Raw genomic sequence first — 25,566 nt, 5'->3', positions numbered from 1 at the left:
AATAGTACACTTCTACTTCTAAAACATTGTTAGAAATCAATTTGACTGTCCTTATCGATTTGTCCTGTTCTTATTTCATTTCACTATGTTTTAGGAGGTTATTGGCCATAAGTACCAATCCCATGTCAATTCTCACTTGACGCATCCCTCTCAGATTACATCTCTTGTAACCCAAACAAGCCTTTATCTGCCCAAAGACAGGTTCCACATCAATCTTGCGTTGAGCGAAAATCTGTCTACCTTGGGGAGATAAAAGCGCCTGACATTCTTTAACTTTCAAGTTTTGGTAGCCTTCGTTCATATACAGTCCCTTTTGAGGGGCTGATTCAGGTTCGTCGGCGTAGTAAACCTTGATTTCCTGTTGCAAGTCTGTCTGTGTTTTCTGATGTTTGATATGGTGAAAACGATAGCACCAGCCATCAGGATGTGTGTAGCTATCCTCCTTGTTATCATAGTGCCAATTCGCTAAGTTTCTAGCTGACTGTTTATACCCTCTCTTTTGTTCCTTGTCAAACATGGCATATTTAATCAGAAGGGGAGTGATTTCTTCTTGAAAATAGACCTGTATCTGTTCTTGAAGTTTGGCGGAGAATTTCTCTGTCGTTTTCTTCCACACAAAACTATACTTGTTGGCATTGGCTTCAATCTTAGTTCCGTCAATAAACAGACAATCTAAGGTCACTAACTCTTCCACTTTTAAACGAAGATTGAGGTCGATGAAAAGATCACGAATAAGGTCTTCCATCCCTTCAGCGACTCGAAAACGATTGATGGTGCGATAGCTGACAACCAACTGCCCTGTTAGGTATTACATAGCCAGATTTTCAATCATCATTTTTTCAATTTTTCGCCCAGAGAAAATCCCTTGTGAATAGGCAAATAGAAGAGCAGATACAAGTATTTTTGGGTGATAAGACGGGCGACCAAAGGCATGATAGAAGGCGTGGAAGTGATAATCCTCCAAGGTATTCACCACTTTTTCAATCGTAAAGACGAGATGGTCTTGTGGCAAGAAGGAACTGATTTCTAGTGGTAAAGTTGTTTGATTTGTGTTATAGTGAATATGCATGGGATAGCCTTTCTAAACGGTTTATTGTGCAATTCTATTTTACCAAGACTATCGCAACCATGCAAAAAAGCAACGGCAAATCCGTTGCTTTTTTGGATATAAGAGACTATTGTCCCAGACTCTTTTCTTTGTATAAAATTGTATAGTGTTATTGTCTATACTATTTTGTAGAGAAAGCAAAAATCCCTAGAAAAAAATGCTTAGGGATTCGACTATTTCATTAAGAACAATTCAACAATCATTTCTATATACATGATAAGGGTTAATAAGAATCCTGCACGCCAGAAGAATTTGATGAATTTAGGATAGTAAAAGCTGCGTTTTTTCAAAAGGAAGAAAAAGACGAGAATAATGGCTAGGAACGAGAGGGCTAGCCCCAGTCTAGGGAGGAAATTATGGGTAAAGGTTTTAGCTGTAATCAAGTAATACTCAAATACCAAGACTGGAAAAGCCAAATCCGCAAAGTTTCGTCCTAGTTTTTTTAATCTAAAAAGTTTGGTTAGGATAATGCAGACGACTAAGGTCAGTATCAATAATAAAATAGATGCTAATTTCATTAAAATCATACCCATATTGTATCATAAAAAAAAGGCTAATGGAAACGAGAAACAGAGGAATTTATAGGAAAGTCAGGCTTTTGAGATTGTGGGTGATTTTTGTTATAATGAAAGTTATAAAATCTTATAATACCTTGAATGATTATTATCGAAAACTCTTTGGAGAAAAGACTTTTAAAGTCCCTATTGATGCGGGATTTGACTGTCCCAATCGTGATGGAACTGTGGCTCATGGAGGCTGTACTTTTTGTACGGTTTCAGGTTCTGGAGATACTATTGTAGCCCCAGATGCGCCTATCCGTGAGCAATTTTATAAGGAAATTGACTTTATGCACCGTAAGTGGCCGGATGTTCAGAAGTATCTGGTTTATTTTCAAAATTTTACCAACACCCATGAAAAGGTGGAAGTTATTCGAGAGCGTTATGAACAGGCTATCAATGAGCCAGGTGTGGTAGGAATCAATATTGGAATGCGCCCAGACTGTTTACCAGACGAAACCATCGAATATTTGGCTGAGTTATCGGAGTGCATGCATGTGACGGTTGAATTGGGCTTGCAGACTACTTATGAAGCAACCTCTGACCTGATTAACCGTGCGCATTCTTATGAATTGTAGGTGGAAACGGTCAAGCGTTTGAGAAAGTATCCCAAGATTGAGATTGTTTCCCATTTGATTAATGGTTTGCCTGGTGAAACCCATGAGATGATGGTTGAAAATGTCCGCCGTTGTGTCACGAATAACGATATTCAAGGGATTAAACTGCATTTGCTCCATCTTATGACAAATACTCGTATGCAAGGAGATTACCATGAGGGACGTTTACAATTGATGAGTCAGGACGAATATGTCAGGGTCATCTGTGACCAACTGGAAATCATTCCCAAACATATCGTCATCCATCGAATCACAGGAGATGCACCTAGGGATATGCTGATTGGGCTTATGTGGAGCCTCAATAAATGGGAAGCTCTCAACAGCATTGAGATGGAGATGCGACGTCGTGGAAGTGTTCAAGGATGCAAGGCTGTAAAACAGGAGTTTGAAAATGAAAAGACCACTTGAGATGGCACATGATTTTTTGGCTGAGGTCGTGACAAAAGAGGATGTCGTAGTGGATGCGACTATGGGAAATGGTCATGACACGCTTTTTTTAGCCAAGCTAGCCAAGCAAGTCTATGCCTTTGATATTCAGAAGCAAGCCTTGGAAAAGACCCAAGAGCGTTTGCATCAGGCTGGCTTGACAAATGCCCAGTTAATCTTGCAAGGCCATGAGACACTGGACCAGTTTGTGACAAAAGCTAAGGCAGGGATTTTTAATTTGGGCTATTTGCCGTCAGCTGATAAGTCTGTCATCACCCGACCGCAGACAACGATTGAGGCATTAGAAAAGCTATGTGGCTTACTTGTCAAAGGTGGACGAATTGCTATTATGATTTACTATGGTCATGAAGGAGGCGACCTCGAGAGAGATGCTGTCTTGGATTTTGTGATCCAGTTGAACCAACAAGAGTACACAGCTGCCATTTACCGAACTTTAAACCAAGTCAACAATCCACCATTTTTAGTGATGATTGAAAAATTAGAGAGATATAAACATGGATAAACAATACCTACGTGAAAAGCTGGATGCCATGCGCCAGAATTTTGTTGAATCAACCCACCACGAACGAGCGGTGGGGGTGTTAGATCAAGCGCATATGAGCAAAAAAATGCTTAAAATCAAGAAAAAATTAGTTGCTCTTGAGATGGAACGGTGCCAGAGAAAAATTGAGCACAAAGACTGTTCCAAGATTGACCAAAAAATCAAAGAGCAGAAGGAGATATTTGAATCCTGTTGTAAAAAAGATTAAGGAGGACGTGCGTGGAATTACTGATTTACCTCATCCTATTTTTACTGGTCTTGATTGTCTCAAGTACAACCAATAAGCTCCTACCTTTTTTGCCTCTTCCTTTGGTGCAAATTCTTTTGGGAATTGTGATTGGTCTCTTTTTACCCAATACCGACTTTCACCTTAATACGGAGTTGTTTTTGGCACTGGTTATCGGGCCTTTGCTTTTCAGAGAGTCGGAAGAAGCGGACATTACAGCTATTTTAAAACACTGGCGAATCATTATCTATCTCATATTTCCAGTGATTTTCATCTCGACCCTGAGTTTGGGTGGTTTGGCCCATCTTCTTTGGCTCAGTCTTCCCTTGGCGGCTTGCTTGGCTGTTGGGGCGGCCCTTGGTCCTACGGATTTGGTGGCCTTTGCCTCTCTTTCGGAGCGGTTTAGCTTTCCTAAGCGCGTGTCCAATATCCTTAAGGGCGAAGGACTCTTGAATGATGCTTCTGGTTTGGTGGCTTTTCAGGTAGCTTTGACAGCTTGGACAACTGGAGCTTTTTCTCTGGGGCAAGCTAGCAGTTCGCTTATCTTTTCAATCCTAGGCGGTTTTTTAATTGGCTTTTTAACAGCCATGACTAATCGTTTCCTGCATAGCTTCTTGCTAAGTGTGCGAGCAACGGATATTGCTAGTGAGCTCCTTCTGGAATTGAGTTTACCCTTGGTAACCTTCTTCCTGGCAGAAGAAGTCCACGTTTCAGGGATTATTGCCGTCGTAGTTGCTGGGATTTTAAAGGCGAGTCGCTTCAAGAAAATCACGCTCCTCGAAGCCCAAGTGGATACGGTGACCGAGACAGTTTGGCATACAGTGAATTTTATGCTCAACGGTTCTGTCTTTGTGATTTTAGGAATGGAGTTGGAAATGATAGCAGAGCCTATCTTGACCAATCCAATCTATAATCCCTTGCTCTTGCTGGCATCTCTTGTCACCCTTACCTTTGTCCTCTTTGCTATTCGTTTTGTCATGATCTATGGCTATTTTGCCTATAGGACTAGACGTCTCAAGAAAAAGCTAAATAAGTATATGAAGGACATGCTTCTCTTGACCTTCTCAGGTGTCAAGGGAACGGTGTCGATTGCTACGATTCTCTTGATACCAAGTAATTTAGAACAGGAGTATCCTCTCTTACTTTTCCTTGTCGCAGGTGTGACGCTTGTAAGCTTTTTAACAGGTCTCTTGATCCTGCCTCATCTTTCGGATGAACAGGAAGAAAGCAAGGACTATCTCATGCATATCGCCATTTTGAATGAAGTAACGCTGGAGTTGGAAAAAGAGTTGGAAGACACCAGAAATAAACTTCCCCTCTATGCGGCTATTGACAATTACCATGGACGTATTGAAAATCTCATTTTAAGCCAAGAAAACCAGGATGATCAAGAAGACTGGGCTGCTTTGAAACTCTTGATTCTTAGTATTGAAAGTGATGGATTGGAACAGGCCTATGAAGAGGGGAACATTAGCAATCGTGCTTACCGAGTTTACCAACGTTATCTGAAAAATATAGAACGAGGAATCAATCGTAAGTTTGCGTCACGATTGACCTATTATTTCCTTGTTTCTTTGCGGATTTTACGTTTTCTCCTTCATGAAGTTTTTACTCTCGGGAGGACTTTCCGTAGCTGGAAGGACAAGGAGCAAAGCCGTCTCCGTGCTCTTGATTATGACCAAATTGCAGAGCTCTATCTTGCCAATACAGAGATGATTATTGAAAGTTTGGAAAACCTGAAGGGAGTCTATAGACGCTCTTTGATTAGTTTTATGCAGGAGTCTCGTCTTCGAGAAACAGCTATTATCAGCAGTGGTGCCTTTGTCGAACGGGTTATCAATCGCGTTAAGCCTAACAATATCGATGAAATGCTGAGGGGCTATTATCTGGAGCGCAAGTTGATTTTCGAATACGAAGAAAAACGATTGATTACGACCAAGTATGCCAAGAAGTTACGACAAAATGTCAATAACTTAGAGAACTATTCCTTGAAGGAAGCTGCCAATACCCTGCCGTATGATATGGTGGAATTGGTAAGAAGAAATTAGTTAATACTCTTCGAAAATCTCTTCAAACCACGTCAGCGTCGCCTTGGATTATATATGTGACTGACTTCGTCAGTTTCATCTACAACCTCAAAGCAGGGCTTTGAGCAGCCTGCGGCTAGCTTCCGAGTTTGCTATTTGATTTTCATTGAGTATAAGATTATAAGTGAAGGAGTATGACATGAAAAAGTGGTGGAAAGAGCTGATAGACAAGCCTTTATTAAAAGCTTTTTTGCATTATTATCAAGCATCAGATAGTGAGTTGACCAGTGTCGCAGTAGCCTACCATTGGTTGATTTCGATTTTCCCCCTGCTTTTGGTGGTGGTCAATATCCTCCCCTATTTTCAGATTCCTGTGGGAGAATTTCTGGGCTTTATGAAAGACGTCCTGCCCCCAAGCCTCTATGAAGGTGTGGAAAAAATAGCCAGAGAAGTCTTGACGCAACCTTCAACAGGTTTATTGAGTTTTTCTGTCTTGTCGGCGCTATGGAGTTTTTCAAAATCTATGAATTTCTTGCAAAAAGCTTTTAACAAGGCTTATGGCGTCGAAAAGAGTCGTGGACTTATTTCCCATCAGATGGTGAGCCTCCTAGTCAGTTTTGGCTTGCAGTTCCTCTTTGCTTTTGCCTTGTTTTTGAGCTTGTTTGGGCAGATGCTTTTGGCTTTACTTGCTCATTATTGGACAAAAGATGGCATTATCTATCAGGCTTTACAAGGGTTGGCAGGTCCTCTGACTTACGCCCTCCTCTTTGCTATCTTGGTCATGCTTTATTATTTTCTTCCCAATCTATCTGACAGGAAAATTAGCTATACCCTACCAGGCAGTGTCTTTGTCCTCTTAGTGATTTTAGGTTTACTAACTCTGTTCTCTAGTTATCTCAATTACTATGTCCATCATTTGGTGGATGTCCGAATTTTAGGTTCCGTTCTTCTTGTTGTTATGATGTTTTGGTTTATCTTAATTGCCAAAATTGTTATTCTAGGCGCGGTGATCAATGCCAGTATACAGAGTTTGAAAGATCCGGTCTTTAAAAAAGATTAACTATTTATCTATTACAAAAGCGCATAGTATCANNTGATACTATGCGCTTTTGTGCTTTGACAGTTTTTGTATAGTTTTTGTCCAAGATTTCTAAATCATCTGATTAAATTCCTATTTTTCCCTATCATTGTCCCTGTTTTTTCGAAAATGGAAGGAGTATAATAAATCTATCAATAAAATGATAGGAGGAACTTTATGGGTCATATTTTCTTTTTTCTAAGTGTCTTTTTGGCAGGGATTCTATCCTTCTTTTCTCCTTGTATCTTACCCTTGTTACCAGTCTATGCAGGGGTGTTACTAGATGATAAGGATAGTGCTCAGGCTTCTAGTGGCAAATTTTCCATCTCAGTTGTTAGTTTATTACGAACTCTGGCCTTTATAGCAGGAATTTCCTTTATATTTATTTTGTTGGGCTATGGAGCTGGTTTTTTAGGCGACTTGCTTTATGCTTCTTGGTTCCAATATGTGACGGGTGCGGTTATCATTCTCTTAGGCTTGCACCAGATGGAGATTCTACACTTTAAGGGGCTTTATAAGGAAAAGAGGTTACAACTGCAAGGACAGGGGCAAAATGGTAAGGGCTATAGTCAGGCATTTTTATTGGGCTTGACCTTTAGTTTTGCTTGGACGCCTTGTGTGGGGCCGGTTCTTGGCTCTGTTTTGGCCTTGGCGGCTTCAGGTGGCTCAGGAGCTTGGCAGGGAGCGGGTCTCATGTTGGTGTACACGTTGGGTTTGGCGCTACCATTCTTGCTTCTAGCTCTGGCCTCTAGTTATGTTTTGAAACATTTCCGAAAACTTCATCCCTATCTCGGAATCCTCAAAAAAGTGGGAGGTTTTCTCATTATTGTGATGGGACTCTTGGTTCTGTTTGGAAATGCTTCAATTTTAAGTCAATTATTTGAATAAAATGGAAAGGAATATCAATATGAAAAAATGGCAAACATGTGTTCTTGGAGCAGGTTCGCTCCTTTGTTTGACGGCTTGTTCAGGCAAGTCCATGACTAGTGAACACCAAATGAAAGATGAAATGAAGATGGAGCAGACAGCTAGTAAAACAAGCACGGCTAAAGGGAAAGAAGTGGCTGATTTTGAGCTAACTGGAGTAGATGGCAAGACCTACCGCTTGTCTGATTACAAGGGCAAGAAAGTCTATCTCAAGTTCTGGGCTTCTTGGTGTTCCATCTGTCTGGCTAGTCTTCCAGATACGGATGAGATTGCTAAAGAAGCTGGTGATGACTATGTGGTCTTGACAGTAGTGTCACCAGGACATAAGGGAGAGCAATCTGAAGCGGACTTTAAGAATTGGTATAAGGGCTTAGATTATAAAAATTTCCCAGTCCTAGTTGACCCATCAGGCAAACTTTTGGAAACTTATGGCGTCCGTTCTTACCCAACTCAAGCCTTTATAGATGGTGAAGGAAAATTGGTCAAAACGCAACCAGGTTTCATGGAAAAAGATGCAATTTTACAAATTTTGAAGGAATTAGCCTAGGAGGTGTCCTATGAATGATAAGTTAAAAATCATCATGTTGCTAGGAGTATTTTTTCTAGCCATAACCGGTTTCTATTTTCTATTGATGAGAAATGCAGGGCAGACAGATGCCTCGCAAATTGAGAAAGCGGCAGTTAGCCAAGGAGGAAAAACAGTGAAAAAAACAGAAGTTAGTAAAGATGCAGATTTGCACGAAATTTATCTAGCTGGTGGTTGTTTCTGGGGAGTTGAGGAGTATTTTTCTCGAGTTCCCGGGGTAACAGATTCCGTTTCAGGCTATGCAAATGGTAGAGGAGAAACAACCAAGTACGAATTGATTAACCAAACAGGTCATGCAGAAACCGTCCATGTCACCTATGATGCCAAGCAAATTTCTCTCAAGGAAATCCTGCTTCACTATTTCCGCATTATCAATCCAACCAGTAAGAATAAACAAGGAAATGATGTGGGAACCCAGTACCGTACCGGTGTTTACTACACAGATGACAAGGATCTAGAGGTGATTAACCAAGTCTTTGATGAGGTGGCTAAGAAGTACGATCAGCCTCTAGCAGTTGAAAAGGAGAGTCTGCAGAATTTCGTAGTGGCTGAGGATTACCACCAAGACTATCTCAAGAAAAATCCAAATGGCTACTGCCATATCAATGTTAATCAGGCGGCCTATCCTGTCATTGATGCCAGCAAATATTCCAAACCAAGTGATGAAGAATTGAAAAAGACCCTGTCACCTGAGGAGTATGCAGTCACCCAAAAAAATCAAACAGAACGGGCTTTCTCAAACCGCTACTGGGATAAATTTGAATCTGGTATCTATGTGGATGTGGTAACTGGCGAACCTCTCTTTTCATCAAAGGACAAGTTTGAGTCTGGTTGTGGCTGGCCTAGTTTTACCCAACCCATCAGTCCAGATGTTGTCACCTACAAGGAAGATAAGTCCTACAATATGACGCGTATGGAAGTGCGGAGCCGAGTAGGAGATTCTCACCTTGGGCATGTCTTTACGGATGGTCCACAGGACAAGGGCGGCTTACGTTACTGTATCAATAGCCTCTCTATCCGCTTTATTCCCAAAGACCAAATGGAAGAAAAAGGCTACGCTTATTTACTAGATTATGTTGATTAATACTCTTCGAAAATCTCTTCAAACCACGTCAGCGTCGCCTTACCGTATGTAGGGTTACTGACTTCGTCAGTTTTATCTACAACCTCAAAGCTATACTTTGAGCTGACTCCGTCAGTTTTATCTACAACCTCAAAGCTATACTTTGAGAAACCTGTGGCTATCTTCCTAGTTTACTTTTTGATTTTCATTGAGTATAAGAGGTCTTTCCTAAGCAGTTAGAGGAGAATTTTGCTATACTGATACTAGTAAGTGGTAAAGGAGCAGAGCATGACCTACACAATCTTAATCGTAGAAGATGAATATCTGGTAAGACAAGGTTTGACTAAACTGGTCAATGTAGCAGCCTACGATATGGAAATCATCGGTCAGGCTGAAAATGGAAGGCAGGCTTGGGAATTGATCCAAAAGCAGGTTCCAGATATCATTTTAACCGATATCAACATGCCTCATCTAAATGGCATCCAGTTGGCCAGTCTGGTACGAGAAACCTATCCTCAGGTTCATTTGGTCTTTTTAACAGGTTACGATGATTTTGATTATGCCTTGTCTGCTGTCAAACTAGGTGTGGACGACTACCTGCTCAAACCCTTTTCTCGTCAGGATATTGAGGAAATGTTGGGGAAAATCAAACAAAAACTAGACAAGGAAGAGAAAGAAGAGAAGTTACAAGATTTATTGACTAATAGGTTTGAAGGAAACATGGCCCAGAAAATCCAGTCTCATCTGGCTGATAGCCAATTTAGTTTAAAGTCTTTAGCCAGTGATTTAGGTTTTAGTCCGACCTATCTGAGTTCCTTGATTAAGAAAGAGTTGGGCTTGCCTTTTCAGGATTATCTGGTGAGAGAACGTGTTAAACAAGCCAAGCTCTTGCTTTTAACTACAGATCTGAAGATTTATGAGATCGCAGAGAAGGTTGGTTTTGAAGATATGAACTATTTTACCCAACGTTTTAAGCAGATTGCAGGTGTGACACCTCGTCAGTTTAAGAAAGGAGAAGGCCGATGAAGCGTTCTTCTCTTTTAGTTAGAATGGTTATTTCCATCTTTCTGGTCTTTCTCATTCTCCTAGCTCTGGTTGGAACTTTCTACTATCAATCAAGTTCTTCAGCCATTGAGGCCACCATTGAGGGCAACAGCCAAACGACCATCAGCCAGACTAGCCACTTTATTCAGTCTTATATCAAAAAACTAGAAACCACCTCGACTGGTTTGACCCAGCAGACGGATGTCCTAGCCTATGCTGAGAATCCTAGCCAAGATAGAGTAAAGGGAATCCAAAATCTGTTTTTGACCATCTTGAAGGCGGATCAGGACTTGAAAACGGTGGTACTGGTAACCAAGTCAGGTCAGGTCATTTCTACAGATGACACCGTGCAGATGAAAACATCCTCAGATATGATGACTGAGGATTGGTACCAAAAGGCTATTCATCAGGGAGCCATGCCCGTTTTGACCCCAGCGCGTAAGTCAGACAGCCAATGGGTCATTTCTGTTACTCAAGAACTTGTTGATGCAAAGGGAGCCAATCTTGGTGTGCTTCGTTTGGATATTTCTTATGAAACTCTGGAAGCCTATCTCAATCAACTCCAGTTGGGGCAGCAGGGCTTTGCCTTCATTATCAATGAAAACCATGAATTTGTCTACCATCCTCAACACACAGTTTATAGTTCGTCTAGCAAAATGGAGGCTATGAAACCCTACATCGAGACAGGTCAGGGCTATACTCCTGGTCACAAATCCTACGTCAGTCAGGAAAAGATTGCAGGAACTGATTGGACGGTGCTTGGCGTGTCATCATTGGAAAAGTTAGATCAGGTTCGGAGTCAACTCATGTGGACCTTGCTTTGGGCTAGTGTCACATCTCTTTTTGCCTTTCTCTGCTTGGTGTGGTTCAGTCTCAAACGCTGGATTGCTCCTTTGAAGGATCTGAGAGAAACCATGCTGGAAATTGCCTCTGGTGCTCAAAATCTTCGCGCCGAAGAAACTGGTGCCTATGAACTGAGAGAAGTGACTCGTCAGTTCAATGCCATGCTGGATCAGATTGATCAACTGATGGCAGATATTCGTAGCCAGGAAGAAACGACCCGTCAGTACCAACTTCAAGCCCTATCAAGCCAGATTAACCCCCATTTCCTCTATAACACCTTGGATACCATCATCTGGATGGCTGAATTTCAGGACAGTCAGCGAGTGGTTCAGGTGACCAAGTCCTTGGCAACCTATTTCCGCTTGGCGCTCAATCAAGGCAAGGACTTAATTTCCCTGTCTGACGAAATCAATCATGTCCGCCAGTATCTCTTTATCCAGAAACAACGCTATGGAGATAAGTTAGACTATGAAATTGCTGAAAATCCTGCCTTTGATCATCTAGTTTTGCCTAAGCTGGTGTTGCAACCCCTTGTAGAGAATGCTCTTTACCATGGTATCAAGGAAAAGGAAGGTCAGGGACATATTAGGGTCTCTGTCCAGAAACAGGATACAGGCTTGGTCATCCGTATTGAGGATGATGGCGTTGGCTTCCAAGCTGCTGGCGATAGTAGTCAAAGTCAACTCAAACGTGGGGGAGTTGGTCTTCAAAATGTCGACCAACGGCTCAAACTTCATTTTGGAGCCAATTACCAGATGAAGATTGATTCTAGCCCCCAAAAAGGGACGAAAGTGGAAATATACATAAATAGAATAGAAACTAGCTAACTCCCAGTCAATTCTGGGAGTTTTATGCGTAATTGGGCAAGCTTTCCAGGTTGTCTATCTTGCTAAAAACAAGAAAAAACGGTATGATAGAAGAGTGACAAAAGAGGTGGCAGAGATGAATGAGACACAGATTCAAAGAGAAACACGTCAGATATTAGAAGATGTTTTAGAGAAGGCCAATTTGAAACAAGGCTCCATCTTCGTTTTAGGCCTTTCTTCTAGTGAGGTGATAGGTGGTCAGATTGGGAAAGAATCCAGTCAAGAGATTGGCGAGCTGATAGTGGAGACTATCTTGGGTATTCTAGGTACTAGAGGTATCCATTTAGCTGTTCAAGGTTGTGAACATGTCAATCGGGCCCTCGTTGTTGAACGTCAGGTGGCAGAGCAGTTTGGTCTGGAAATTGTCAGTGTCCTTCCTACACTTCATGCAGGAGGTTCAGGTCAATTGGCAGCCTTTAAGTTTATGCAAGATCCAGTTGAGGTTGAATTTATCAAGGCTCATGCTGGATTGGATATCGGAGATACTGCAATTGGTATGCATGTCAAGCATGTTCAGGTTCCGATTCGCCCTCTTTTGAGAGAGATTGGTCATGCCCATGTAACGGCGCTGGCTAGTCGTCCAAAATTAATCGGAGGTGCGCGTGCGCACTATCCGCAAGATTCTATCAGAAAGTCGTGAGAATAAATAAAGGAGATGAAAGTGTTTAAAAAAGACCGTTTTTCAATTCGTAAGATTAAGGGAGTTGTAGGTTCTGTATTTCTTGGAAGCCTTTTGATGGCTTCTTCTGTAGTGGACGCAGCCACCTATCACTATGTAGATAAAGAGGTTATTTCACAAGAAGCTAAAGATTTAATCCAGACAGGAAAGCCTGATGGAAATGAACTTGTTTATGGTTTGGTGTATCAAAAAAATCAGCTGCCACAAACAGGGACAGAAGCATCTGTTTTGACAGCTTTTGGTTTGCTGACTGTTGGGAGCTTGCTTTTAATCTACAAGAGAAAGAAAATTGCCAGCGTCTTTCTAGTTGGAGCTATGGGATTGGTAGTCCTTCCTAGTGCAGGAGCTGTAGATCCAGTTGCTACTCTAGCACCGGCTAGTCGAGAGGGTGTTGTTGAAATGGATGGTTATCGTTATGTTGGTTATCTATCAGGTGACATCCTCAAAACGCTTGGCTTGGACACTGTTTTAGAAGAAGACTCAGCTAAACCTGAAGAGGTAACTGTGGTCGAAGTTGAGAATCCCCAAGTAACAACAAATCAGGAGCAAGCTAAGCCAGAAAACCGAGCAGTAGAGACAGAGGAAGCTCCTAAAACAGAAGAAAATCCAAAGGAAGAACCAAAATCGGAGGTAAAACCTACTGACGAAACCCTTCCTAAAGTAGAAGAGGGGAAAGAAGATTCAGCAGAACCAGCACCAGTCAAATCGGAAAGTCAACCATCAGACAAACCAGCTGAGGAATCAAAAGTTGCAACTCCAGTAGAACAACCAAAAGTCCCAGAACAACCCGTGCAACCTACACAACCGGAGCAGCCAAGGATACCAAAAGAATCATCACAACCAGAAGATCCTAAAGAGGATAAGGTATCGGAAGAGACACCGAAACAAGAAGATGCACAGCCAGAAGTAGTAGAAACAAGAGATGAGGCTTCTAATCAACCTGTTGAAGAACTAAAAGTGGAAACGCCTGCTGTAGAAAAACAAACGGAACCAGCTGAGGAACCAAAAGTTGAACAAGCAGGTGAACCAGTCGCGCCAAGTGAAGGCGAAAAGGCACCAGTCTCTCCAGAAAAGCAACCAGAAGCTTCTAAAGAAGAGAAGACTGCGGAAGAAATACCGAAACAAGAAGAACAACCAGTAGAAGCTCAAGTTGAACCAGAAAGTCAACCAACAGAAACTTCACCAGCTGCTCAACCAGCAGAACATCAGGACGAAGAAACAAAAGTAGAACAGCCAGCAGTAGAACATAAAACAACTCCTGAAGAAGGTGTGTTAAATGTAATAGAAGTTAAGTCTGAAGTTATAGTAACTAAAGAGCCTGTGCCTTTTAAGACAGTTGAGCAAGATGATGAGAACCTCGCTAAGGGAAAAACAAGGGTTATTCGAGAAGGTGTTGCTGGCGAACGCACTATTTTAACTGAAGTCACTACTACTGATGGTAGACAGTCCAGTAAAGTACTAGAGGATACAATAACAACCAATCCAGTAGATGAAATAAAGGGTGTTGGTACTAAAGAACCAGTTGATAAAAGTGAGTTAAAGAATCAAATTGATAAAGCTAGTTCAGTTTCTCCTACTGATTATTCTACAGCAAGTTACAATGCTCTTGGATCTGTTTTAGAAGCTGCAAAAGGTGTATATGCTTCTGACTCTGTAAAACAACCTGAAGTAGATAGCGAGACAGCTAAACTTAAAGCTGCTATCGACGCTCTTACTGTTGATAAAACAGACTTAAACAAAACTATCGAAGATGCGAAATCAAAAACTAAAGAGCACTACAGTGATGCATCTTGGACAAACCTTCAAAATGTATTAGCCGAAGCGAAAAAAGTTACAAGCAAACCAGAAGCAAAACAAAGCGAAGTTAATCACATTGACGAAAAACTTAAATCCGCTATTGCTGGATTAAATACAGATAAGACTGAACTTGAAAAACAACTGAATCTTGTAAACGAAAAAACTCAAGCTGACCACAGTACTACATCTTGGAACACTCTAGAAGAATCGAAAAATGCCGCTCAAACTGTAAAAGATAAGGCTACCTCTACTCAAGCTCAAATCGACGAAGCTACTAAAAAACTTAAAGCTGCTATTGACGCTCTAAGCGTTGATAAAACAGACTTAAACAAAACTATCTCTGATGCGAAATCAAAAACTAAAGAACACTACAGCGATGCAACTTGGGCAAATCTTCAAACTGTACTAGCTGAAGCTGAAAAAGTTACAAGCAACCCAGCAACAAAACAAAGCGAAGTAAATCACATTGACGAAAAACTGAAATCTGCTATCGCTGGTTTAAATACAGATAAGACTGAACTTGAAAAACAACTTGCTGATGTTAAGTCTAAAACTGCAGCGGACTACAGCACTACATCTTGGAATGCTCTAGAAGAATCGAAAAATGTCGCTCAAACTGTAAAAGACAACAATAAGGCTACTCAAGCTCAAATCGACGAAGCTGCTAAAAAACTGAAAGCGGCTATCACTGATTTAACTACAGATAAGACTGAACTTGAAAAACAACTTGCTGATGCTCAGTCTAAGACTGCTACTGACTACAGTACTGTATCTTGGAGCGCTCTAGAAGAATCGAAAAATGCCGCTCAAGCTGTAAAAGACAACGACAAAGCTACTCAAGCTCAAATCAAGGATGCAACTGAAAAACTTAAAGTTGCTATCGATGCTCTTACTGTTGATAAAACAAAATTACAAGAACAAATAACAAGAGCAGAAACTAAACAAGAAGCTGACTATAGCCCTAATACTTGGAATGAATTTAAAAAAGCTGAAATAAAAGCTAAAGAAATCAACAGCCGAACTACTCCTCTTCCTAAACAAAGTGAAATAGATGCGGCTACTCAAGCTCTTCAAGACGCTATTAAAGCTCTTGCTGTAGATAAAACTGCACTACAAAGTGCTATTAACACAGCTAACAGCAAACGTAAAGAAGAATACACTACTCAAACATGGAAATCTTTAGAAGACACTCTTACAGCAGCAAAATCTGTAAATGCAGATGATGCTACTACTCAAAGCAAAGTTAATGCAGCTACCAAAAAATTAGAAGAAGCTATCAAAAACTTAGCTCCATTAACTGAAAAACCAGTATTAACATTTGTAAATACTGATAAGAAAGTATTAGATAAAGAAGTAGTTGCTAAGTATTCTCTAGAGAATCCAACTAAGACAAAAATTAAATCAATCACAGCTACCCTGAAAAAAGATGGACAAGTTGTTAAGACTGTGAATCTAACAGAAAATAATCTAAATGCGTTATTAGACAATGTAGAATACTTCAAAGAGTATACTCTATCTACTACTATGGTTTATGATAGAGGTAATGGTCAAGAAGAAACTGAAACATTAGAAGATAAACAAATACAATTAGACCTTAAAAAAGTTGAAATTAAAAATATTAAAGAAACAAGCTTAATAAGTGTTGACGATGCAGGTGTTGAAACTGACTCAAGTTTACTTTCAGAAAACCCAACGAATGTTGCTTCACTTTACCTACGAGTTACAACTCATGACAACAAAGTTACAAGACTTGCTGTTGACAAGATTGAAGAAGTAGAAAAAGACGGAAAAACTTTATATAAAGTTACTGCCAAAGCACCAGACTTAGTTCAACGTAATGCTGATAATACACTTAGCGAAGAGTATGTTCATTACTTTGAAAAACAAAAAGCAAAAGAAGGTAATGTTTACTACAACTTCAACGAGCTTGTAAAAGATATGAAAGCTAACCCTAGCGGTGAGTTCAAACTTGGTGCAGATCTAAATGCAGCTAATGTACCAACTCCAAATAAAGAGTATGTTCCTGGTATATTTAAAGGTAAGTTATCAAGTGTTGACGGACAACGTTATTCAATTCACAATATGTCTCGTCAATTATTTGGTGGTATTGAAGGTGGTTCTGTTAAAGATGTTAATTTAGCTAATGTTGATATCAACATGCCTTGGATTGACAATATTTCTGCACTTGCCAGAACTGTTAAAAATGCTACTGTTGAGAATATTAAAGTAACAGGCAGTATTCTCGGTAGAGATGGAATTGCTGGTATTATTAATAAAGGAGATACGGGAGCTCAATTAACAAATGTTGCATTCATCGGTAATCTTACGGGTGTTGGTAACAGAGGTTGGGATTTCGGTGGTATTGCCGGAGAGCTTTGGAAAGGTAATGTTGATAAAGGATATGTAGAAGCTGATATAGTTGCTAATAAAGCTCGTATCGGTGGATTTGTTGCTAGATCAAATAACAGTGGGGATCCTAACGGAATTGGTAAATATGGTTCTGTTCGTAATGCTGTTACTAAAGGAACTATTAAGGTAAATACACCTGTTGAAGTAGGTGGTTTCCTTAGTAAGAACTGGGCATGGGGTAAAGTTGCAGACTCTGTGTCTATGATGAAAGTTGAAAATGGTGAAGTGTTCTATGGATCTAAAGATATTGACGCAGATGGTGGATACTTCTCAAATAACGCTTTAGAACGTAACTTTATCGTAAAAGATGTAAGTACAGGTAACCGTTCATTTAAATTCTCTGTTTCTAACAGAATTAAAGAAGTTTCTCAAGAAGAAGCTGACCAGAAAATTGCAACATTAGGAATTACAGCTAATGATTATGTTATCAATCCTCTTATTTCAGATACATTAAATAATGTTAAGCCAAAATCTGACACTTACAAAGATATTCAAGATTATGATGCATCTCGTGAACTTGCCTACCGTAATATCGAAAAACTTCAACCGTTCTACAATAAAGAATGGATTGTAAACCAAGGAAATAAATTAGCTGCTGATAGTCATCTTATGACCAAGGAAGTCCTATCAGTTACTGCTATGAAGGGCAATGCCTTTGTAACAGAATTGGCTGATGCTGACCACATTTTGGTGCACTATGCTGATAAGACCAAAGACATCTTTACTGTTTCGCTGAAAGAATCTAATGTCAAACAAGTGAAAGAGTACAGCATTGCTGAACTCGGAGAAGTTGTCTATACGCCTAATATCGTTGACAAAGACCGTAGTGATCTTATCAATGCTATCGTTGAAAAATTAAGCCCAGTTGAGCTACAATCAGATCCTATCTACACACACCTAAATAGAACCGGTCCTAACAAAGTAAATGCGATTAAGAACCTTTACCTCGAAGAAACCTTCAAAGAAGTCAAGGATAATCTGGCGAAATTTGTGAAACAGTTGCTTGAAAATGAAGATCATCAATTAAACACAGATGAATCTGCTAAACGCGCCTTGATCAAGAAGATTGATGACAATAAGGCTGCTGTTCTTCTTGGATTAGCTTACCTAAATCGTTACTACGGTGTTAAATTCGATGACTTTAATATTAAAGAATTAATGCTATTCAAACCTGACTTTTATGGTAAAAATGTTAATGTGTTAGACTTCTTGATTAAGATTGGTTCTAAAGAAAATAATATTAAAGGTAACAGAACGTTAGAAGCTTATCGTGAAGTAATTGGTGGAACGATTGGTATCGGTGAGTTAAACGGTTTCTTAAACTATAATATGCGTTTATTCACAGAAGAAACTGACATCAATACTTGGTATAAAAAAGCTGTATCGCATACCAACTATATTGTTGAAAAACAATCCTCAAACCCTGCGTTTGCCAACAAGAAATATCGCCTTTATGAAAACTTGAACAATGGTGAACATGGTAAATACATTTTACCACTTCTCACTACGAAGAAAGCTCATATGTTCTTGATTTCAACCTATAATACATTAGCGTTTAGTGCGTTTGAGAAATATGGTAAGAATACAGAAGCTGAACGTGAAGCGTTTAAGAAAGAAATCGATTTACGTGCTCAAGAGCAAATTAATTACTTAGACTTCTGGTCAAGACTTGCAGCTGATAATGTACGTGATAGATTGTTAAAATCTGAAAATATGGTTCCGTCTGCAATTTGGGATAACCAAGAAGTTCCAGGCCATGGATGGGCTGATAGAATGGGGCATAATAAGAATGGTGACTATGCTCCGGTTCGTGAGTTCTATGGACCTACAGGTAAATGGCATGGATATAATGGTACGGGTGCATATGCTTATATCTTTACTAATCCACAAAACTCAGAAGCTGTGTATTATATTATATCTAGTATGATCAGTGATTTCGGTACTTCTGCATTCACTCATGAAACGACACACATTAATGACCGTATGGCCTACTTAGGAACATGGCGTCACCGTGAAGGAACAGACGTTGAAGCCTTTGCTCAAGGTATGTTACAATCACCATCAGTTTCAAATCCAAATGGAGAATATGGTGCCTTAGGATTAAACATGGCTTACGAACGTAAAAATGATGGAAATCAAATTTACAACTATAATCCGAATGTGTTAAATAGTCGTGAGAAAATCGATCACTACATGAAGAATTACAATGAATCCATGATGATGCTTGATTACTTAGAAGCTGAGTCTGTCATCAAGAAAAATACTGGAACAAATGATAAGTGGTTCAAGAAGATTGATAAGAAATATCGTGAAAAAGCGGATCGCAATGGCTTAGTTGGTGAACCACATCAATGGGATTTAGTTCGTGATTTGAATGATGACGAAAAGAATACGAAGCTGACAAGTATTGATCAACTGGTTGATGGAAACTTTGCAACGAAACATGGATTACCAGGAAATGGTCATTACCGTACTGAAGGATTTGATTCTGCTTATACTGTAGTAAATATGATGACAGGTATTTATGGTGGTAATACAAGTAAGAGTGCGGTTGGTTCAATCTCATTCAAACATAATACCTTCCGTATGTGGGGTTACTTCGGTTATTTAGACGGATTCTTAGGTTATGCATCAAACAAATACAAACAAGAATCTAAAGCAGCAGGTAATGTAGGTCTTGGTGATGACTTTATTATTAATAAAGTTTCTAACGGCAAATTCCAAAGCTTAGAAGCATGGAAGAAAGCATGGTATCATGAAGTACACGAAAAAGCCCAAAGAGGTTTTGTTGAAATTGAAATCGATGGTCAAAAGATTTCAACTTACGCACAACTTCAGACCTTATTTGATGCCGCGGTCGAAAAAGACCTTCAAGGTAATGATTTCAAGAATACTGTGGATCTTAAATGGAAAGTTTACAAACAACTCTTGCAGAAATCAGATGGATTTGCTGGTGATTTATTCACTAAAGCATAATCAATAGTAAGAAAACAATAAAAAGGTAGATCAGCTTTTGTCTGTATCTGCCTTTTTATGCTATACTTAAGGTATGCATAGAAAAACAGTGATTGATTTTAGGGCTTTGGGGGAGAGATACATCTTTACCCAGCCTATTAAAGAGTTGAAAACGAGAAATGTAGAAGAAGTGGCAGATTTGCTGGCACAAGTGGAAAGCTACCAAGAGCAAGGTTATTATGTGGTGGGCTATGTCAGCTACGAGGCTGCACCTGCTTTTGAGGAAAAATTAGCAGTTCACAAGGATCCCCTACTGGGAGAGTACCTGCTTTACTTTACTGTTCATGATAGCGTAGAAACTTCCCCTATTCCTCTGACTTATGAGGATATTGATTTGCCCTCAAATTGGCAGGAAGTGACGTCTGCAGCAGACTATGAAAAGGCGATTGCCCAAATTCACCATCATTTGCGTCAGGGAGACACCTATCAGGTCAACTACACCGTCCAACTCAAGCAGGACTTAAGTGCCAATCCTTTTGCCATCTACAATCGTATGGTGGTAGAGCAGGAGGCGGGCTACAATGCCTATGTGGAACATGACGATATGGCAGTAATTTCCATGAGCCCAGAGCTCTTTTTTGAGCAAAATGACCGCGAATTGACAACACGACCAATGAAGGGGACGACTCAGCGTGGCATGACTGACAAAGAAGACTTGGAGCAGGCCAGTTGGTTGGAACAGGATCCTAAAAATCGCTCTGAAAATATGATGATTGTGGACCTCTTGCGCAATGATATGAACCGTATTTCTGAAGTGGGGAGCGAGCACGTGGAGCGTCTGTGTCAGGTAGAGCAGTATTCAACGGTTTGGCAGATGACTTCGACCATCAAGAGTCAGTTGCGAGAGGATGTGAACCTTGTTGAAATTTTCCGTTCTCTCTTTCCTTGTGGTTCCATAACGGGAGCTCCGAAAATTGCGACTATGGAGATTATCAAGGACTTGGAGCCACAACCGCGTGGAGTCTACTGTGGAACGATTGGTCTCTTGCTTCCAAATGGACGACGGATTTTTAATGTGGCCATTCGTACCATTCAACTTCACAAAGGTCAAGCAATCTATGGAGTTGGCGGAGGCATTACATGGGATAGCACTTGGGAATCTGAATACCAAGAGGTTCATCAAAAGGCAGCTGTTCTCTATCGTAAACAAGCTCGTTTTCAGCTAATTACTACTGGGAAAATCAGCCAGAAGAACCTGCTGTTTGAAGCACAACATCTGGAAAGGCTGAGAAAAGCTAGTCGCTATTTTGCTTCTCCTTTTGATGCAGAAGACTTGAAACAAAAGATAAAGGAAGAGTGTCAGGATTGTGATGTTAATCAAGATTACCGCTTGCGAATTAGCCTTAGCAAGTCTGGAGAGATAGAAGTCAATCGTCAAGTATTAACACCTCTCAGTCGAACCTTCTGCTATGCCCAACTCTGTCTTCAGGAAGCCAATTTGCAACAAGCATTTACCTACTTCAAAACAAGCCACCGACCTCACTTGGGCCTAAGGAAGCAGGAAATTATTTACCATAATGCAGCTGGAGAGCTATTGGAAACCTCAATCGGAAATTTGGTTCTGAAAATTTCTGGGAGACTCTACACACCGCCTATCGAACTTGGAATCTTGCCAGGAATTTACCGTCAGCATTTGCTAGAAACAGGACAGCTAGAAGAGAAAGTCTTGACCTTGGCAGATTTAGCCCAAGCAGAAGCTATTTACGGCTGTAATGCAGTGAGAGGCTTGTATGAATTAAGCCTAGAGGATAACTAGATGAAACTGGTATTTTTACACGGGTTAGGGCAGTCAGCAGAGAGTTGGAAAGAAGTTCGGAATCTACTGACAGATTATCCTTCTGAGGCTATCGAGTTATTTCCTTCTGGAGTTAGCAACTATCAAAAAGCCAAGGAGCGAGTTTATCAGCAACTAGCTCAAGAGACAGAACCTTTTGTTTTGATTGGATTGGATTGTCCTTAGGTGCTGCCCTGGCATTAGAACTATCTTGTTACGATTTACCAAATCTTCGAGCTTTGATTCTGTCAGGATGCCCGCTTAAATTGTCCGGTAATATCCTATTTTATCTTCAGTTGCTGATTTTTAAACTACTTCCCAAAAGAGTATTTGAAAAACAGGGAGCAGACAAGACTTTTATAATAGGTATTTCCAAAGAATTGAAGACACTTGACTTAACGGATATAGCAGGGAATTGCCCCTATCCAACCTTACTAATTTGTGGCAGCAAAGATAAACCGAATCTTAGTTCTATGAGAAGTCTTCATAAACTAATATCAGAATCCCAAGATTATCCCAGATGGCCCTCATGTCTTGAATAAGGAAAAACCAAAGGAGTTTGTAGAAAAGACCAGAAGTTTCCTTGAATTGCTGAAATAAGTTTGATAAAATAATATTGAAATCGATAACATCGTTAGAGGAGAAAGTAATGAACAAACGTCTATTTTTAAAAATGAGTCTGGTGACGTTGTCAATTTTAGCCTTGTTTTCACAACCTGTGTTAGCAGAGGAAAACATTCATTTTTCGAGTTGTAAGGAAGCTTGGGCGAATGGATACGCGGATATTCATGAGGGAGACCCCGGTTATTCTGCCAAGTTATACCGTAATCATGACGGTGTGGCTTGCGAATTGAAAAATGCTCCTAAGGGTGCTTTTAAAGCAAAACAAGAGACTACAACTCAAACTGATACAACTTCATCCACAGCAAGTGGTTGGGTTAAGCAGGACGGTTCTTGGTACTATTTTGATGGAAATGGAAATCTAGTGAAAAATGCATGGCAGGGAAGCTATTACCTGAAATCAGACGGGAAAATGGCCCAGAGCGAATGGATTTATGATGATTCTTATCAGGCTTGGTATTACTTGAAATCAGATGGTTCGTATGCTTATAGTACATGGCAAGGAAATTACTATTTGAAATCAGATGGTAAAATGGCTAAAGGTGAATGGGTTTATGACTCTTCTTACCAAATTTGGTATTATTTGACATCAGATGGATCTTATGCTTATAATACATGGCAAGGGAATTATTATCTAAAATCAGATGGTAAAATGGCTGTCAATGAATGGGTTGATGGTGGACGTTATTATGTTGGTGCGACTGGTTTGTGGAAAGCTAATTCAAAAGTAAGCAATAAAGGGTTCTATTATAGCCTTCAAGGAAAGTATGATGAAATCATAGTTGCCAATAAACATTATCCTATGTCTAAAGATTACTATCCAGGTGAAAATGCTACTGCAAAAGCAGCCTTTTTAAAACTGATTGCACAGATGCAGAAGGAAGGATACGCTATTAGCGATAATTATAGTGGCTTTAGAAGTTATGCAACTCAAGCACAATTATATCAAAGTTATGTGAACCAAGAGGGCCAGGCTGCTGCGGATCGTTATTCCGCCCGTCCTGGATATAGCGAACATCAGACAGGACTTGCTTTTGATGTGATTGGCACAGATGGTCAATTAGTTGAAGATGCTGGTGCGGCTCAATGGTTATTGGATTATGCACCAGACTATGGTTTTGTTGTTCGCTATCCCCGTGGAAAAGAGAGTGTCACAGGCTATATGCATGAGGAATGGCATTTACGTTACATTGGAAAAGAAGCAAAAGAGATTGCTGCAAGTGGTTTGACACTGGAGGAATATTATGGATTTGATGGTGGAGATTATCTGGATTAAAAATCTATATTAGCTAAATGCAAACCTTTGCATAAATGACTGAAATTTGTTATACTAGTACTGTAAGCATTTTCAATTACTAGACAATGAAAAAGGAGAGTATGATGAGTCAAAAGATTATTGGGATTGACCTTGGTGGAACTTCTATCAAATTTGCAATCTTAACAACAGCAGGAGAAATCCAAGGAAAATGGTCAATCAAGACCAACATTTTGGATGAGGGAAGTCATATCGTTGATGATATGATTGAGTCTATTCAACACCGTTTGGACTTGCTTGGATTGGCAGCAGCGGACTTCCAAGGCATTGGAATGGGATCACCAGGTGTGGTTGACCGTGAAAAAGGGACTGTTATCGGTGCCTACAACTTGAACTGGAAAACCCTTCAACCAATTAAAGAGAAAATTGAAAAAGCCTTGGGTATTCCATTCTTCATCGATAATGATGCCAACGTGGCAGCTCTTGGTGAGCGCTGGATGGGTGCTGGTGATAACCAACCAGATGTTGTCTTTATGACACTTGGTACTGGTGTTGGTGGCGGTATCGTCGCTGAAGGCAAATTGCTTCACGGTGTTGCTGGTGCAGCAGGTGAGCTGGGCCACATTACTGTTGACTTTGACCAACCAATCGCATGTACTTGCGGTAAGAAAGGCTGTCTTGAGACAGTTGCTTCAGCAACAGGGATTGTCAACTTGACTCGTCGTTATGCAGATGAATATGAAGGCGATGCAGCCTTGAAACGATTGATTGATAACGGAGAAGAAGTAACTGCTAAGACAGTCTTTGACCTTGCAAAAGAAGGAGACGACCTTGCTTTGACTGTTTACCGTAACTTCTCACGTTACTTGGGAATCGCTTGTGCTAACATCGGTTCAATTTTGAACCCATCAACAATCGTCATTGGTGGTGGTGTATCAGCTGCAGGAGAATTCCTTCTACAAGGTGTTCAAAAAGTTTACGATGAAAATAGTTTCCCACAAGTACGCACATCCACTAAATTAGCTCTTGCAACTCTAGGAAATGACGCTGGAGTTATTGGAGCAGCATCACTTGTTTTACAATAAGATAAAAAAGGAGAAAATAGCTTTCTAGAAGCGAGTGATTTTCCTCCTTTCTTTTTTTATGCTATACTAGTTAGGACAATAAATGAGGTGAGAGTAAATGACAAAAGCAGATACGATTTTTAAAGAGAATATTGAACGAATCCTCAAAGACGGTGTCTTTTCTGAGCAGGCTCGTCCCAAGTACAAGGATGGGACAGTTGCCAACTCCAAGTATGTAACGGGTGCCTTTGCAGAGTATGACTTGGCCAAGGGGGAATTCCCCATTATAACTTTACGCCCTATCGCCATCAAATCCGCCATCAAGGAAGTGCTCTGGATTTACCAAGACCAATCTAATAGCTTAGAGGTACTAAATGATAAGTACAATGTTCACTACTGGAATGACTGGGAAGTGGGGAATACAGGAACCATTGGTGAGCGCTATGGTGCTGTTGTTAAGAAACACGACATCATCAATAAGCTTCTCAAGCAGTTGGAAGCCAACCCTTGGAACCGCCGAAACATCATCTCCCTTTGGGATTACCAAGCTTTTGAGGAAACAGACGGCCTTCTTCCGTGCGCCTTTCAGACCATGTTTGATGTCCGCCGTGTAGATGGGGAAATCTATCTGGATGCGACCTTGACGCAACGCTCCAATGATATGCTGGTGGCCCACCACATCAATGCTATGCAGTATGTGGCTTTGCAGATGATGATTGCCAAGCATTTTGGCTGGAAGGTTGGGAAGTTCTTCTACTTTATCAACAACCTTCATATCTATGACAATCAATTTGAACAAGCTCAGGAATTGCTTCGTCGTGAGCCGTCTGACTGCCAACCTCGCTTGGTTTTAAATGTTCCTGATGGGACTAATTTCTTTGATATCAAAGCAGAAGATTTTGAGTTGGTGGATTATGACCCTGTTAAGCCGCAGTTGAAGTTTGACCTAGCCATTTAATACTCTTCGAAAATCTCTTCAAACTACGTCAGCGTCGCTTCATCAACAACCTCAAAACCATGTT

General features: G+C 40.4%; 15 protein-coding genes and 5 pseudogenes. 18 read left to right on the top strand and 2 right to left on the bottom strand.

Features of this window, described 5'->3' with window-relative positions:
• Positions 1 to 70: 70 nt before the first annotated feature.
• Together HT669_RS07920 and HT669_RS07915 are read right to left on the bottom strand one after the other, a co-directional pair.
• Positions 71 to 1,069, bottom strand: a pseudogene (locus HT669_RS07920) (transposase).
• A 212-nt stretch (positions 1,070 to 1,281) separates the two neighbouring features.
• A complete protein-coding gene (locus tag HT669_RS07915; RefSeq protein ID WP_000525405.1) occupies positions 1,282 to 1,641 on the bottom strand; it encodes a DUF3397 domain-containing protein in 360 nt (119 codons plus the stop codon).
• A gap of 92 nt (positions 1,642 to 1,733) precedes the next feature.
• On the opposite strand from HT669_RS07915, the pseudogene HT669_RS07910 reads away from it, so the two are divergent.
• The 18 genes and pseudogenes from HT669_RS07910 (at position 1,734) to HT669_RS07830 (ending at position 25,502) form a co-directional block, all read left to right on the top strand.
• Positions 1,734 to 2,690, top strand: a pseudogene (locus HT669_RS07910) (TIGR01212 family radical SAM protein).
• On the top strand, positions 2,674 to 3,231 hold the full coding sequence (locus tag HT669_RS07905; RefSeq protein WP_023940023.1) for a class I SAM-dependent methyltransferase: 558 nt from the start codon (positions 2,674 to 2,676) through the stop codon (positions 3,229 to 3,231). The pseudogene HT669_RS07910 and the gene HT669_RS07905 overlap by 17 nt, the downstream one beginning before the upstream one ends.
• Complete coding sequence (locus HT669_RS07900; RefSeq protein WP_000361085.1) at positions 3,224 to 3,478, top strand: hypothetical protein; 255 nt, start codon at positions 3,224 to 3,226, stop codon at positions 3,476 to 3,478. The genes HT669_RS07905 and HT669_RS07900 overlap by 8 nt, the downstream gene beginning before the upstream one ends.
• A gap of 11 nt (positions 3,479 to 3,489) precedes the next feature.
• Positions 3,490 to 5,544, top strand: a complete 2,055-nt coding sequence (locus HT669_RS07895) for a sodium:proton antiporter (protein ID WP_100104713.1) — start codon at positions 3,490 to 3,492, stop codon at positions 5,542 to 5,544.
• Between the two features lie 178 nt (positions 5,545 to 5,722).
• The gene (locus tag HT669_RS07890; RefSeq protein ID WP_000759487.1) at positions 5,723 to 6,583 is read left to right on the top strand and encodes a YihY/virulence factor BrkB family protein; all 861 of its coding nucleotides are present in this window, start codon (positions 5,723 to 5,725) and stop codon (positions 6,581 to 6,583) included.
• Between the two features lie 195 nt (positions 6,584 to 6,778).
• Positions 6,779 to 7,489, top strand: coding sequence for a thiol-disulfide oxidoreductase-associated membrane protein CcdA2 (gene ccdA2 / locus HT669_RS07885; RefSeq protein ID WP_172922233.1), 711 nt, complete (start codon positions 6,779 to 6,781; stop codon positions 7,487 to 7,489).
• Positions 7,490 to 7,508: 19 nt separating this feature from the next.
• Positions 7,509 to 8,075 (top strand): redoxin family protein, encoded by a 567-nt coding sequence (locus tag HT669_RS07880; RefSeq protein ID WP_172933676.1) that lies wholly within the window; start codon positions 7,509 to 7,511, stop codon positions 8,073 to 8,075.
• Positions 8,076 to 8,085: 10 nt separating this feature from the next.
• Complete coding sequence (gene msrB / locus HT669_RS07875; protein ID WP_000998317.1) at positions 8,086 to 9,198, top strand: peptide-methionine (R)-S-oxide reductase MsrB; 1,113 nt, start codon at positions 8,086 to 8,088, stop codon at positions 9,196 to 9,198.
• A gap of 267 nt (positions 9,199 to 9,465) precedes the next feature.
• Positions 9,466 to 10,203 carry a response regulator gene (locus HT669_RS07870; RefSeq protein ID WP_050259760.1) on the top strand — a complete coding sequence of 246 codons (738 nt, stop codon included), beginning with the start codon at positions 9,466 to 9,468 and terminating at the stop codon, positions 10,201 to 10,203.
• Positions 10,200 to 11,891 carry a sensor histidine kinase gene (locus tag HT669_RS07865; RefSeq protein WP_050108271.1) on the top strand — a complete coding sequence of 564 codons (1,692 nt, stop codon included), beginning with the start codon at positions 10,200 to 10,202 and terminating at the stop codon, positions 11,889 to 11,891. The genes HT669_RS07870 and HT669_RS07865 overlap by 4 nt, the downstream gene beginning before the upstream one ends.
• A 115-nt stretch (positions 11,892 to 12,006) precedes the next feature.
• Positions 12,007 to 12,570, top strand: a complete 564-nt coding sequence (locus tag HT669_RS07860) for a TIGR01440 family protein (protein WP_016397990.1) — start codon at positions 12,007 to 12,009, stop codon at positions 12,568 to 12,570.
• A 21-nt stretch (positions 12,571 to 12,591) separates the two neighbouring features.
• The gene (locus HT669_RS07855; RefSeq protein ID WP_055357504.1) at positions 12,592 to 19,791 is read left to right on the top strand and encodes a ZmpA/ZmpB/ZmpC family metallo-endopeptidase; all 7,200 of its coding nucleotides are present in this window, start codon (positions 12,592 to 12,594) and stop codon (positions 19,789 to 19,791) included.
• Between the two features lie 73 nt (positions 19,792 to 19,864).
• Positions 19,865 to 21,586, top strand: a complete 1,722-nt coding sequence (gene pabB / locus HT669_RS07850) for an aminodeoxychorismate synthase component I (protein ID WP_050266146.1) — start codon at positions 19,865 to 19,867, stop codon at positions 21,584 to 21,586.
• Positions 21,587 to 22,204 (top strand): annotated as a pseudogene (locus HT669_RS07845) (alpha/beta hydrolase).
• 49 nt (positions 22,205 to 22,253) lie between these two features.
• A pseudogene (locus HT669_RS11415) lies at positions 22,254 to 22,940 on the top strand (excalibur calcium-binding domain-containing protein); the annotation flags it as partial.
• 6 nt (positions 22,941 to 22,946) lie between these two features.
• A pseudogene (ldcB, locus tag HT669_RS11410) lies at positions 22,947 to 23,501 on the top strand (LD-carboxypeptidase LdcB/DacB); the annotation flags it as partial.
• Between the two features lie 104 nt (positions 23,502 to 23,605).
• Positions 23,606 to 24,565: an ROK family glucokinase gene (locus HT669_RS07835; protein ID WP_000078575.1), complete on the top strand. Its 960-nt coding sequence runs from the start codon at positions 23,606 to 23,608 to the stop codon at positions 24,563 to 24,565.
• 97 nt (positions 24,566 to 24,662) lie between these two features.
• Positions 24,663 to 25,502, top strand: a complete 840-nt coding sequence (locus HT669_RS07830; RefSeq protein ID WP_023940001.1) for a thymidylate synthase — start codon at positions 24,663 to 24,665, stop codon at positions 25,500 to 25,502.
• The last annotated feature ends 64 nt before the right edge of the window (positions 25,503 to 25,566 follow it).

The sequence above is a fragment of the Streptococcus sp. 2100 genome (assembly GCF_013276335.1).
GTDB classification, from domain to species: domain Bacteria; phylum Bacillota; class Bacilli; order Lactobacillales; family Streptococcaceae; genus Streptococcus; species Streptococcus pseudopneumoniae.
Note: the sequence above shows the minus strand (reverse complement) of the source record. Positions and strands in the feature narration are given on the sequence as shown.

What these genes read in the sequence shown, in the direction of transcription:
- HT669_RS07915 (WP_000525405.1), bottom strand. Translation starts at nt 1,641, where the DNA reads ATGGGTATGATTTTAATGAAATTAGCATCTATTTTATTATTGATACTG.
- HT669_RS07905 (WP_023940023.1), top strand. Translation starts at nt 2,674, where the DNA reads ATGAAAAGACCACTTGAGATGGCACATGATTTTTTGGCTGAGGTCGTG.
- HT669_RS07900 (WP_000361085.1), top strand. Translation starts at nt 3,224, where the DNA reads ATGGATAAACAATACCTACGTGAAAAGCTGGATGCCATGCGCCAGAAT.
- HT669_RS07890 (WP_000759487.1), top strand. Translation starts at nt 5,723, where the DNA reads ATGAAAAAGTGGTGGAAAGAGCTGATAGACAAGCCTTTATTAAAAGCT.
- ccdA2 (WP_172922233.1), top strand. Translation starts at nt 6,779, where the DNA reads ATGGGTCATATTTTCTTTTTTCTAAGTGTCTTTTTGGCAGGGATTCTA.
- HT669_RS07880 (WP_172933676.1), top strand. Translation starts at nt 7,509, where the DNA reads ATGAAAAAATGGCAAACATGTGTTCTTGGAGCAGGTTCGCTCCTTTGT.
- msrB (WP_000998317.1), top strand. Translation starts at nt 8,086, where the DNA reads ATGAATGATAAGTTAAAAATCATCATGTTGCTAGGAGTATTTTTTCTA.
- HT669_RS07870 (WP_050259760.1), top strand. Translation starts at nt 9,466, where the DNA reads ATGACCTACACAATCTTAATCGTAGAAGATGAATATCTGGTAAGACAA.
- HT669_RS07865 (WP_050108271.1), top strand. Translation starts at nt 10,200, where the DNA reads ATGAAGCGTTCTTCTCTTTTAGTTAGAATGGTTATTTCCATCTTTCTG.
- HT669_RS07860 (WP_016397990.1), top strand. Translation starts at nt 12,007, where the DNA reads ATGAATGAGACACAGATTCAAAGAGAAACACGTCAGATATTAGAAGAT.
- pabB (WP_050266146.1), top strand. Translation starts at nt 19,865, where the DNA reads ATGCATAGAAAAACAGTGATTGATTTTAGGGCTTTGGGGGAGAGATAC.
- HT669_RS07835 (WP_000078575.1), top strand. Translation starts at nt 23,606, where the DNA reads ATGAGTCAAAAGATTATTGGGATTGACCTTGGTGGAACTTCTATCAAA.
- HT669_RS07830 (WP_023940001.1), top strand. Translation starts at nt 24,663, where the DNA reads ATGACAAAAGCAGATACGATTTTTAAAGAGAATATTGAACGAATCCTC.